The sequence below is a fragment of the Nocardia sp. NBC_00403 genome (assembly GCF_036046055.1).
Lineage (GTDB): Bacteria > Actinomycetota > Actinomycetes > Mycobacteriales > Mycobacteriaceae > Nocardia.
Genome location: NZ_CP107939.1, coordinates 1652331 through 1664672 on the forward strand (window position 1 = coordinate 1652331; position 12342 = coordinate 1664672).

General features: G+C 67.7%; 10 protein-coding genes. 6 read left to right on the top strand and 4 right to left on the bottom strand.

The window, feature by feature from the left end:
• Positions 1-20: 20 nt before the first annotated feature.
• Positions 21-1529 carry an alpha/beta fold hydrolase gene (locus OHQ90_RS07160; RefSeq protein WP_328408458.1) on the bottom strand — a complete coding sequence of 503 codons (1509 nt, stop codon included), beginning with the start codon at positions 1527-1529 and terminating at the stop codon, positions 21-23.
• Positions 1530-1584: 55 nt separating this feature from the next.
• Entirely contained in the window at positions 1585-2769 is a 1185-nt protein-coding gene (locus tag OHQ90_RS07165; RefSeq protein WP_328408460.1) for a serine hydrolase domain-containing protein, read from the bottom strand.
• Between the two features lie 292 nt (positions 2770-3061).
• On the opposite strand from OHQ90_RS07165, the gene OHQ90_RS07170 reads away from it, so the two are divergent.
• Both OHQ90_RS07170 and OHQ90_RS07175 read left to right on the top strand, forming a co-directional pair.
• A complete protein-coding gene (locus OHQ90_RS07170) occupies positions 3062-3301 on the top strand; it encodes a hypothetical protein (protein ID WP_328408462.1) in 240 nt (79 codons plus the stop codon).
• 164 nt (positions 3302-3465) lie between these two features.
• Positions 3466-6504 carry an AfsR/SARP family transcriptional regulator gene (locus tag OHQ90_RS07175; RefSeq protein WP_328408464.1) on the top strand — a complete coding sequence of 1013 codons (3039 nt, stop codon included), beginning with the start codon at positions 3466-3468 and terminating at the stop codon, positions 6502-6504.
• Between the two features lie 87 nt (positions 6505-6591).
• On the opposite strand, the gene OHQ90_RS07180 is transcribed toward OHQ90_RS07175, so the two are convergent.
• Complete coding sequence (locus OHQ90_RS07180) at positions 6592-7083, bottom strand: inorganic diphosphatase (protein ID WP_328408466.1); 492 nt, start codon at positions 7081-7083, stop codon at positions 6592-6594.
• A 152-nt stretch (positions 7084-7235) separates the two neighbouring features.
• On the opposite strand from OHQ90_RS07180, the gene dacB reads away from it, so the two are divergent.
• The 4 genes from dacB (at position 7236) to hpt (ending at position 11562) form a co-directional block, all read left to right on the top strand.
• Positions 7236-8699: a D-alanyl-D-alanine carboxypeptidase/D-alanyl-D-alanine endopeptidase gene (gene dacB / locus OHQ90_RS07185; RefSeq protein ID WP_442941339.1), complete on the top strand. Its 1464-nt coding sequence runs from the start codon at positions 7236-7238 to the stop codon at positions 8697-8699.
• Between the two features lie 13 nt (positions 8700-8712).
• The gene (locus OHQ90_RS07190; protein WP_328412654.1) at positions 8713-9828 is read left to right on the top strand and encodes a zinc-dependent metalloprotease; all 1116 of its coding nucleotides are present in this window, start codon (positions 8713-8715) and stop codon (positions 9826-9828) included.
• Positions 9829-9859: 31 nt separating this feature from the next.
• Positions 9860-10927, top strand: coding sequence for a tRNA lysidine(34) synthetase TilS (gene tilS, locus OHQ90_RS07195; protein WP_328408468.1), 1068 nt, complete (start codon positions 9860-9862; stop codon positions 10925-10927).
• Positions 10928-11004: 77 nt separating this feature from the next.
• Entirely contained in the window at positions 11005-11562 is a 558-nt protein-coding gene (hpt, locus tag OHQ90_RS07200) for a hypoxanthine phosphoribosyltransferase (RefSeq protein ID WP_328408469.1), read from the top strand.
• 12 nt (positions 11563-11574) lie between these two features.
• On the opposite strand, the gene OHQ90_RS07205 is transcribed toward hpt, so the two are convergent.
• Positions 11575-12333 carry a cyclase family protein gene (locus tag OHQ90_RS07205; RefSeq protein ID WP_328408471.1) on the bottom strand — a complete coding sequence of 253 codons (759 nt, stop codon included), beginning with the start codon at positions 12331-12333 and terminating at the stop codon, positions 11575-11577.
• Positions 12334-12342 lie beyond the last annotated feature (9 nt).

The window sequence follows — 12342 nt, forward strand, 5'->3', positions numbered from 1 at the left end:
GGGACGATGGTGCGGCGGTGTCAGTCGGCTCGGCAGGTGAGGTCGGCGGCGGGCAGGGTGCCGTCGCGGAGGTAGGTGTTCACCACGTCGTAGGTGCAGGTGTTCGGGTAGTTCCCGAAGATCCAGTGGATCGGGATGTCCTGCAACGTGACCATGCGGGACGCCGACAGGTCACGGCGCATGGCCACCGCCCCCTGGTGGGCGGTGCGGGTGTCGCCGGTGGACTGGACGATCAGGGCGGGGACCGCATTGCGCACCTGGGTCGGCGGTTCGGCGGGCGGCGCCCAGAAGGCACACGGGGTGATGTTGTTGACGAACGCGCCGAAGACCGGTTGGGTCGCGCGACCGGCTTCGATATTGCGCCAGTACAGGGTTGGGTCACGAGGCGTTGCGACGTCACCGCACATGATGGCCATCTGGGCCGAATTGTCGCGCGGCTTCGCCTCGAGCATGAACGAGAACATGGCGTCGAGTTCCGGTGCGATCTCGACCGGTTTGCCTTCGGCAGCGTCGGCGACCTGACGGATCTGCCCGGCCAGCTTTTCATAGTTGCGCGGGTCGTCCAGTCCGACGAACAGCATCATCGGCAGTGTGTGGTCGTCGATGGCGAACTCGCCCAGCCGGATCGGGTCCGCGGCCGCGCGCCGGATCAGATCGACGATCTTGCCGCGGACCTGTTCACGGGTGGCGCCGAAGTGGTACTTGCCGTCGTCGGCCGCCATGAAATCCGCCCACAGGTCCAGCGCGGCCTCGTTGGTCGGGCCCATGTCCTGCATCATGCCGACCGCGCCGTACCGGTCCGGATCGACGCTGCTGTCCAACACGATCCGGTCGCTGCGCTCCGGAAACATCTGGGTGAAAACCGCGCCGAGGTAGGTGCCGTAGGAGGTGCCGAAGTAGCTGGCTTTCTCGGCGCCGAGCGCACCGCGGATCACATCCATGTCCCGCGCGGTGTTGCGAGTGGTGAAGTATCGCAGGCGCTCGCCTTCGGTGGCGGTACAGCGAGCGGCCAGATCGCTTTGCGTAGCAACGGATTCCGCGAAGCCGACCGCATCGATCCCGGCGGATTGCAAGCCGAAGCCGCGCGGCCAATGGCAGTCGAGCGGCGACGAGCGCCCGACACCGCGCGGATCCATGCCGATCAGGTCGTATCGGGCCCGCACGTCGGGGGTCATGCCCGCACTGACCTCGACCATGAAATCGAGTCCGGGGCCACCGGGGCCGCCGGAATTGGACAGCATCACTCCATGCCGCTGCGCCGGATCGGTAGCGGCCATCCGCGAAATCGCCACCGTGATCGTTTCGCCCTGTGGTTCGGAGTAATTCAGCGGCACCGAGATATCGGCGCATTGCGCGCCCGCCGGGTCGAGGCGTGGGTCGTCGCACGATTTCCATTGCAGCTGTTGGCTGTAGAAGCGGTCCAGCGTCGGACCGTGGGCATCGGCGGGGGCGGCGCAGGCCAGACCGGTGCCCGCGAGGAGGGCGGCGAAGGTGGTCCGGACGGCCATCGTCGCCTTATGGCGTTTCACTGTCGATTCTCCGATGCTCGATCGAATACGAAGGTGGGGGCGTGGGTTTCGTGGGTCAGCCGCCGCAGATGGCGACCTTGAAAACGTTCTCGACCGCGTCGAACTCCGCTTGGTTGGTCGGCAGTTGATTCGTGGACACCACGACCGCGGTGCCGTCGGCGGCGACGCCGGTGCGGACCTCGAAGCCGGGGATGCTGCCGCCGTGTCCCCAGACCTCTTTGCCGCAGGGCACGGGGCGATGGATCAGCCCGAGTCCATAGCCGGCTCCCGGCTCGCGGTCGAACGGCACGGTCCGCTGCATTTCGGCCAATTGCGCCGCGGGCAAAAGCTTTCCGCCGAGTAGCGCGCTGAAGAACCGATTTACCTCCGCGCCGGTCGAGATCATCGCGCCCGCTGCGCCGGCCCAGGAGGTTTCGGTGTTCGTGAAATCGACGCGCTTCCCCTCGACCGAGTGGTAGCCGGCCGGATGCGGATCGCGGATTCCGGTGTCGCCGGGCGCGGGAAAGTAGGTCGCCCGCAGGCCGAGCGGTTCGATGATCCGGCGGGTGATCTCGGCGGCGGGCGATCGACCTGTCACCTTCTCGATCAGCATACCGAGGACGATGTAGTTGGTGTTGGTGTACTCGGCGCGCGCGCCGGGTTCGTAATTCGGCGGCATGGCCATCGCCCTGCGGACCAGCTCCGTGGGCTCGAAGCGCTGCCACCGGATGGCTTCGGAGGTGGGGTCGAGCTGGGTGCCCTCGCTCGCCATGCCGCCGTCGACCGTGCCGTGACCGAGGTAGTCGGGGATGCCGCTGGTGTGCTGCATCAACTGCCGCACCGTGATTCGGTGGCCGTCGTTCCCATTGCCCTGCACCACGCCGGGCAGGTACTGCTCGATGGGGGCGTCGAGCTGCACCTTGTCTTCGGCCACCAACTGCAGGAGCACCGTTGTCACGAAGGTCTTGGTATTGCTGCCGATCCGGACTTGTGCGTCCGCGGCGAATGGAGTGCCGGTCTGCAGATCGCCGACCCCGGCGGTCAGGACTCGATGCCCGCCGCGGCCGTCGATGACCGCCTGAATGCCGGGGTAGCCGCTCGCGACGACCTGGTCCAATGCCCGCACGAGCGCCGGAGACGGCGCCGCCGTCGGGGTGGCGGGCGTCGAGGTGTCAGCACTGCATGCGGTCGCGGCGAAGATCGCCCCGAGTGTGATTCCGGACAGCGCGACCCTGGTGGAATTTCGCCGAATGATGTTCATGAGCAGTGATTTCCTCCAGTTCGAGCCCGGGAGTCGTCAGTGCTCCCTTTCGGATTCGAGCCTAGGAATTCCGGCGTACACCGCCCATGCCACGCGTACCCGAATTCGGAGTACCGGCTGCGGGGGTGGCGCGGTAGTGCCAGCACTACCACCAACGGTTTCGGCTTCGGGTGGCGAAGGTGAAACCTCCCGAGGGCTTGGTCGATCGAACCCTAGGGGTGGCTGTTCAAAACACTCGAACTCCATAACGTGAGTGCGGTCAGAATCAACCTCGCTTTTCAGGAGCAATGAAATGCGTCTCAAATCCTTCCTTGCCGCGGGCCTGCTGGCCACCGCTGCCGTCGCCGGGGTGTCGACTGCAGCGAGTGCCTCGGCCGCACCGGAGTACCGCGCGACCGCGACCGGTTACTACTACGACACTTACGCGACCTACGGCGGCTGCCGTGCCGACGGTGAATCCCCCGTTACCGGCGGCTGGTACTGGGAATGCGTGGAAACCTGGAGCGGCTGGGATCTGTACATCTATTACTGATCGAATCCGCGGACCAGAGAGGGACATTCGGCTATGCCGGGTGTCCCTTTCGCCGTCATGAAAATCTCATCAATGCTCTGATTGAGTGTCATTTCGATGGTGCAGGGTCATCGATGCTCATCGATGCTCATCGGTGTCGCGGAGTGGTCGGAGATGGGGAATACATGTTGAGGTTCGCTGTGCTCGGTGAGGTTCGTGCTTGGCGCGGCGAGACGGAAATCAACCTCGGATCCAGGCAGCGTCGGGCGCTGCTGGTCGCGCTGTTGCTGCGCCACGGGCGCGCGGCGACCGTTCACGAGCTGGTGGTTAGCGTGTGGGGCGAGCATCCGACACCGAGCGCGGTCGGTGCGGTGCGCAACCACATCCTGCACCTGCGCCGGGCCCTGGAACCCGATCGTCGGGCCGGCGCGCCACCCACCGTGCTCGTCGGTGTCGGCGGCGGATACATGCTGCGGCTCGAGCCGGGCGCGGTCGATGTCGAGCTCGTCGAGGACTGCCTCGCGCAGCTCAGCGGGGCCGACACTCTCGACAGAGTGGAATCGGCAAGGCAGCGACTGGATTCCGGGCTGCGCTTGTGGTCGGGCACGCCGCTGGCCGGCCTGCCCGGTCCCTACGCCGATCGGCAGCGCACCCACCTGATCGAACGCCGCGCCGCCCTGCTCGAACAACGCATCGAACTCGACCTGCGGCTGGGCCGCTACACCGAAGCCATCGCCGAACTGGCGCCGCTCAGCGTCGAACATCCGATGCGCGAACAGACCCGCGCACTGCTGATGACCGCGCTGTATCACGCGGGCCGCCGAGCGGAAGCGCTCGCCGTGTACGCCGACACTCGGCACATGCTCATCGAGCGGCTCGGCATCGAACCGGATAAACGGCTCGCTGATCTGCACCAGCGCATGCTGTGCGCCGAGCTGCCTGCACCGGGACTTGTCGAGGAGGCGCCGGCGTCACTGCCCGGCGCCCGTCGCACACTGATGCGGGTCGCCCAGCTGCCCGCCGACATCGCCGACTTCACCGGCCGGGCCGAGACGATCCGGCGCATCACCGACCGGCTCACCCGCACCGACCGCAGTGCCGTCCCCGTCTGCGCGATCGGCGGCATGGGCGGGATCGGCAAGAGCGCGCTCGCTGTGCACATCGCTCACAGCATTCGGGATCGGTTCCCGGACGGGCAATTACATGTGGATCTGCATGGATTCGCGCACCCGCCGGGGCAGCACGGGACCGAGCGTTCCGGGACGCCTGCCATCGACACCCTCGGTGATTTCCTGCGCGCTCTCGGAGTACCCGAGGGCGAGATCGCCCCCACCCTTGCGGAGCGCTCGGCCCAATACCGCAGCTGTTTGGACGGCAGGCGCGTGCTCGTCGTGCTGGACAACGCGCGCGACGCCGAGCAGGTCACCCCGCTGATTCCCGGCACGCCCGGTTCGGCGGTGCTGATCACCAGCCGATCGGCGATGGCCGAGCTACCCGGTGCACTCGACGTCCGCCTCGGTCTGCTCGGTCGGGACGAAGCGCGCGACTTGCTGGCCACCCTCGTCGGCGTCGATCGGGTCGCCGCCGAGCCCGCTGCGGTGGAAGATGTGATCACCGCGTGCGGCGGGCTGCCGCTCGCGGTGCGGATCATCGGGGCGCGGCTGGCCGCACGGCCGAGTTGGACCGTCGGCTGCCTGGCCGAACGGCTCATCGACGAGCAGCAGCGTCTCGGGCTGTTGCGCACCGGCGATCTGGCCGTGGAAGCGGCGTTCCAATTGAGCTACGACCAGCTGCATGCCGAACAGGCCACAGCATTTCGGATGCTGGCGGTGCCCGGCGTCGCCGAGATTTCGCTCGACGGTGCGGCCGCGATCCTGGGTGCGGACCGAGTGCTGATCGAGCAGGTCTGTGAATCCCTTGTCGATCTCAATCTGATGGAGTCCACCGCACCCGGCCGGTACAGCTATCACGATCTGTCGCGGTTGTTCGCGCGTGACCTACCGCCCTGCCCCGCCGTCGATCCCGCGTCCGGACCGCTGTCACGGCTGCTGGATCACTATCTCGCCACCGTGAAAAACGTGGTGGCGGTGTGCAATCCGGGCACTCGACTGCCGGAGCATCTGCGCAGCACCGGTTCGAAGGGGATGTCCTTCGCCGACAGTACGGCCGCGCAGGCGTGGCTGAGCGCGGAACGCCCGAATCTGGTCTCGCTGTATGAACAGGCCGCGCAGGTGGGCGGGGCCGGGCTGCCGGTGGCCGCCGACATCGCATGGGCCACTGCGGAGTTGATCGATGGCGGGCCCAACTGCCAGGAGTTGGCGCGGGCCCTGGAACTGCTGCTCGACGCGGCGCTGCTCGAGGGTGACCGCGCGGTCGAATGCCGGGTCAGGGTCGCGCTCGGCGCGATCTTCACCTACGCGCTCGGTGCGATACGCGCGGGTCGCGATCATCAGCGGATCGCGCTGTCCCTGGGCGGTGACTCGGGCACCGATGCCAGGCTGACGGCCTTTGCGGCGCAACTGCTCGCCTCGTCCACTCGAATGGGCGTCGAGGACGCCGCGTCGCTCGCGCATGGCGACCGCGCGATCCGATTGGCGCGTCGCGTCGGCGATCCGGCGATCGAATGCACCTGCCTGGTGCACGCGGGCAAGACATTGTCCGACGCCGGTCGATTCGCCGAGGCCGAGGAACACGCCCGCAGCGCCATGGCGCTGGCCGCCGCGATCGGCAATACGGCGCTGGAGGCGCTTGCCACGCATGAGCTGGGGGTGAGCCGCAGCTATCAGGGCGATCATCGCGGCGCAGTGGCGCTGTGCGGTCATGCGGTTCGGCTGGCCAGGGCCAGTGGCGTGCTGCTGCGGGAGGGTTGGGCGCTGGCCCGTCTTGCCCACGTGTACCTGATGGCCGGGAGGCTGACCGAGGCCGAGCCGGTCGTCGACGGCGCGGTGCGGGTGTTGACACGGGCGACCGGTCCGCTGCACCGCGCACGAGTGCTGGTGCTGCACGGTGTGATCCTGCAAGGGCTCGGACGGGCGGCGGACTCCGCTCGAGTGTTCCGGGCGGCGGCCGAGATCTTCGCACCGATGGAGGATGCGCATCTCACCCACGAGCGGCTCGATCACGAGCTGGAAGCGCCGATCGTGCTGCTGCTGCGCGAACATGTGGATCAGGTCATCGCCGAGCGTCGTCGATCCCGTCACTTGCTCGTCATCGAGCGCCCGTGACCTGGTGCACGGAGGGTTGGAAGCATCGAAACGACAAGAGCGGGAAGTCCGCTCGCGTTGGACTTCCCGCTCTTGTACGCCGGGGAATCAGTGGCCGCCGTTGTCCTGCAGTCGCTTGAAGGAGGCCTCCACCTCGGCCTCCGCCTCGGCGCGGCCGACCCACTCCGAGCCCTTGACGAACTTGCCCGGCTCGAGATCTTTGTAGCGCTCGAAGAAGTGCTTGATCGCCGCAAGCTCGAACTCCGGCACATCGGCCAGATCCTGGATGTGGTCCCAGCGCGGGTCGCCCGCGGGAACGCAGAGCACCTTGTCGTCGCCGCCCGCTTCGTCGGTCATCTTGTACATCGCGACCGGGCGCACCTCGATCAGCACGCCGGGAAACACCGAATCGGGGAGCAGGACCAGCGCGTCCAGCGGGTCACCGTCCTCACCGAGGGTGTTCTCGATGTAGCCGTAGTCGGCCGGGTAAACCATGGATGTGTAGAGGAACCGGTCGAGCCGGACCCGGCCGGTCTCGTGATCGACCTCGTACTTGTTACGGGAACCCTTGGGGATCTCGATGGTGACGTCGAACTCCACGCCATCTCCTTCTTTCGATGCATGTATGAGCCGAGCAGGCACGAACTGCCGACTTGTCAGGTTGTTCGGGGGAACGGTTGCGCAACGAGGATAGTGTGGTCGGCGAGCACATGGGTGCGGCAGGCGGCCGCGTTGAGGAGAGACGGCGGGACGTGGTTGGTCGGAGCAGTAGAAATATCGGTGGTCTGGCCGCCCGGCGGCGCCGCAACATCTGGGTCGGATTCTCGATTGCCCTGGTCGTGCTGCTGGTGGCGAGCGGAGCAGTGCTGCTTGCCCTGAAGCCGTGGACGGATGATTTCCGGCACGGCGGGCTGACGATCGCGGCCCCGCCCGCACCGGTCCGGCCGTTCCCGCAGGTTGCGCCCGCGCCGTCGAATGCGCCCGCGCCGACCCCCGCCGGCATCGCCGCCGCGCTCGCCGCCGTCGTCGGTAATCCGGATCTCGGCGCGTTCGCCGGATCGGTCAGCGATGCCGACAGTGCGACCGTGCTGTGGAGCGGTGACGCGAACAAGCCGATGATCCCGTCCTCCACCGCGAAGATCCTGACCACGGCCACCGCGCTGCTTACGCTGCCGCAGGACCATCGGGTGACCACTCGCGTGGTGGCGGGCTCGACGCCGAACGAGCTGGTGCTGGTCGGTGGCGGTGATCCGACGCTGACCGCGCAGCCCGACGGCAAGGGTTACTACCCGAACGGTCCGCGCCTTTCGGACCTGGTGGCCCAGATCCACGCGGCGGGCCGCGCGGTGGACACCATCGTGGTGGACATCTCCGCGTTCGCCGGGCCGACCATGGCGCCGGGCTGGGAACCCGTCGATATCCCCGAGGGTTCGATCGCGCCGATCGAACCGGTGATGATCGACGGCGGCAGGCTCGATCCCCTCGTCGAATACTCCCCGCGCACCGCGACCCCGGCGCTGGATGCCGGACGGCGACTCGCCACTGAACTCGGCCTCGACCCGGGCCGGGTCCGTATCGGCACGGCAGGGCCCGGTGCGCAGCAGATCGCGAGCGTGCAGTCCGTACCGCTGCGGGACCGCCTGCGCGAGATGATGGTCCACTCCGACAACGTGCTCGCCGAGGCGATCGGCCGCGAGATCGCGGCCGCGACCGGCGCCGAGCCGTCGTTCACCGGGGCGGTCGCCGCGGTGACCGCCGCGCTGAGCCGGGCCGGATTCGATCTCACCGGAATGTCCATGCAGGACAACAGTGGACTATCGACGGAGGATCGGGTGCCACCGCGGCTGCTCGACAAGATCCTGGCGACCGCGGCCAAGCCGAGCGGATCCAGCGCCGTGCGGCCGAGCAACACCATGGCCAGGCCCGAAACCGATCGGCTCGCGGTCACTTTGGCGCCGCTACTGGATGACCTGCCGGTGGCAGGTGCGACCGGCTCGTTGGCAGGCCGCTACGTCAGTCGGGATCGGGCTGGCGCGGGTTGGGTACGTGCCAAGACCGGAACTCTGTCGGTGGCCAGCACGTTGGTGGGTTATGTACTCGACCACGATGGACGGGTGCTGACGTTCGCGTTGATGTCCAACGATCGGCCGCCGGAGGCCAGCAGGCCCGCGTTGGACGCGATAGCAGGCACGCTGCGCAATTGTGGATGCTCATGACGGGTGGATGACGATGTTCGAAGGCGCTGACAAAACAGCCGATGCCCGCTCGGGGCCAGATAGCGGCGCCTCCGAGCGGCGTCGTTCCGGATTGTCCGGCGCCGTCGATTGGCAGCTGGCCGCGCGCACCGGTGCGGCTCTTGTCCCCGCTGGGCCGCGGACTTCGCGCTATTCCGCCGAACGGGTCGTCGCCGAACTGGCCGACGCGTCGATAAGGGCCGAAGGGCCGGTCCGCGAGGTGAGCGGCTTGCTCGACGACCAGCCGGTCCCCGCGGCGAGGATCGTCGACCGGCCCGGCTGGATCGCGGCAGCCGCCGATTCCATGGGCCAGCTCACCGGCACCGGACTCGATTCCAACACCCAGCGTGGTGTGCTCGTGGGCAAGCCCGCGGGCGTGCAGGCCGGGGCAATGCTGGCCTTCCTGTCCACCGCGATCCTCGGCCAGTACGACCCGTTCACCGGTCCCGACGGCACGCTGCTGCTCGTCGCTCCCAACATCATGGCGGTGGAACGCGCACTCGGTGTTTCGCCGTCCGACTTCCGCTTCTGGGTCTGCCTGCACGAGGTGACCCACCGGGTGCAGTTCTCCTCCGCGCCGTGGCTCGCGGAATATATGCGTGCCAATGTCGACACTCTCGGCGCGGTCGGTGACGAGCCGCTGGCGGAGATGCTGTCCCGGCTGCTCTCCGAGCTACGGGACCGCCGCAGTGGCGCCACCACCGACGATCCGAGCGCGCGTGGCGTCGTCGGCCTGCTGCGCGCCACCCAGGCGCCGCCGCAGCGCGCGGCGCTGGATCGGCTGCTGATGCTGGGCACGCTGCTCGAGGGCCACGCCGACCATGTGATGGATGCGGTCGGACCGGCCGTCGTCCCGTCGGTCGAACAGATCCGCGCCGCTTTCGACAAGCGCCGCAAGCGTCCGACCAATCCGCTGCAGCGCCTGCTGCGGGCCCTGCTCGGCGTCGACGCGAAGGTGGCCCAGTACGTGCGCGGCAAGGCCTTCGTCGACCATGTCGTCGACCGGGTCGGCATGGCGGAGTTCAACACGGTGTGGACGGATGCGGACACCCTGCCGCGGTTGGACGAAATCGACGACCCGCAGCGGTGGATCACCCGGGTATTGGGTTAGGCCATTTCACTACCCTCGGTAGGCTCCTGATATGAGCGGTGCGGGACGAACGACGTCACGGGACCCGCAGGTGGGGGCCGGGAAAACGGTGCCTCGTCTCCCCGAGACCGAGGCGGTGCTCGAAGTACGCAGGGCAGTGCGGGGCTGGCTGGCGGAGTACGCGCCGGAGGTTTCGTCGGGAGTTGCGGTCGCATTGTCGGGCGGGGCCGACTCACTCGCGCTCGCTGCGGCAGCGGTGGTGGAGGCGGGGCAAGTCGACGCACTGGTTGTCGACCATCGGTTGCAGCCGGACTCAGGGGAGGTCGCGGCCGTCGCCGCGGCGGCCGCGCTGAAACTCGGTTGCCGGTCGGCTCGAGTGCTCGCGGTGCAGGTCGGCAGCGCGGGTGGGCTGGAGGCGGCGGCGCGGCAGGCTCGCTACGCAGCACTGGACGCGGCACGGGCCGGGTTGCCGGTCTTGCTCGGACACACCCTCGATGACCAGGCCGAGACGGTCTTGCTCGGCCTGGCGCGCGGGTCGGGCGGACGTTCGATCCAGGGGATGGCGGCTTTCGCCGATCCATGGGGCAGGCCGCTGCTCGGAGTTCGACGGTCAGCGACCAGGCAGCTGTGCGCGGATCTCGGGTTGACGCCCCACGAGGATCCACACAACTCGGCGCCGGAGTTCACCAGGGTGCGGCTGCGTACCGAGGTGTTGCCGCTGCTGGAGGACGTACTCGGCGGCGGGGTGGCGGCCGCGCTCGCACGCACCGCCGAACAGTTGCGTGCCGACGGTGCGGTACTGGATGCGCTGGCGGGCGAACTGCTGCGGGCCGCGAGCGTCGACTCGAACAGCGAGCACCCTGAGGGCTCCGACAGTAATGGGGTGAGCCTGTCGATCGAGACCCTCGCCACTGCCCCCGCCGCGCTGCGCCGCCGGGCGATCCGGGCCTGGCTGCTCGCGGGCGGTGCGAAAGCCCTGACCGGCAAGCATTTACACGCCGTCGACGAATTGATCATCGCCTGGCGCGGTCAGGGCGGCGTCGCTGTCGGCGGCGGCGGGCCGGGCAGCAGGTTGGTCGCGGCGCGCGAACATGGCAGGCTGACTATGCGTCTGCGCTGATGACACATAAAGCACAGGCCGATGACACATAATGGATCGGTCGCTCGGGATCAACACCACGGAAGGACACAACTGACGTGTACGGGGATGACATCGCGTCGGTGCTGATCACCGAGGAACAGATCGCCGCCAAGACGCAGGAACTGGCCGAGCTGATCGCCAAGCGCTATCCCGCCGATGCCCCCGAAGGCGATCTGCTGCTGGTCGGCGTGCTCAAGGGCGCGATCTTCTTCATGACCGACCTGGCCAAGGCGCTGTCGATTCCGACCCAGATGGAATTCATGGCGGTGTCCTCCTACGGGTCGTCCACCTCGTCATCCGGCGTGGTGCGCATCATGAAGGATCTGGACAAAGACATCGCGGGCCGCAATGTGCTGATCGTCGAGGACATCATCGACTCCGGTCTCACGCTGTCCTGGCTCAAGCGCAATCTGTCCACCCGCAACCCGGCCTCGCTCGAGGTTGTCACCCTGCTACGTAAGCCCGATGCGCTGCGCACCCACGTGGACGTCGCACATGTCGGGTTCGACATCCCGAACGAATTCGTCGTCGGTTACGGCCTCGACTACGCCGAGCGCTACCGCGACCTGCCCTACATCGGCACCCTCGACCCGAAGGTCTACGGGGGCGAGTGAGAACACCGCTGCTCATTCCGGCGCCCGCCGGAATGCGCCCGGTATCGACGTTTCCACCGATCTATCGGTGATGAGCGCGAATATCGTTGCGGGCGAACCCGACCCGCCTCGATACAGCGCACCGCCGACGAGCACCCAGGCGCCGGTGACGGGCAGCGCGGCGAGATTGGCGAGGCATTCCAAGCTGATTCGGTGCTCCCGATACAGCAATTTCGACACCGCATAGGTGTCGTCGCTGCCGAGATCCGGTCCGAAGGTGTCGATACCGAGCGCGCCGCGGTGGCCGAGACGGCCGGTGCGCAACAGCCATTCCATGGTCTCGACCGCGAAACCCGGCTGCTGATCCCCGGTTTCGGTGGTGCCGAGGAACTCCGGAGTGCCCCATTTCGCATCCCAGCCGGTCCAGGCGATCACCGCGGACCCGTCGGCGATGCGACCGTGCCTGTTTTCCCATTCCTTGATGTCGGCAACGGTGATCGCGTAGCCGCGGTCGCGTTCGCACTCATCCCGCACATCGATCTTCACCGCAGGCAGCAGCAAGTCTTCGAGGTCGAGCTCGTCGGCGGCCAGGCCGTCGGCGTGGAAATGAATCGGTGCGCCCCAATGGGTTCCGGTGTGCTCGCCCTGCTGGATGTAGCGCAGGTAGTAGCCGTCGTTCGCCACTGTCGCCGCGATATCCGTGCGAAATTCCGGGTCGCCGGGAAACAGCGGTGTCGTCGCCGGATCGTGCACATGCGACAGACTGACCAGACGTCCGAACGGAGCATTCATCGCTGCTGA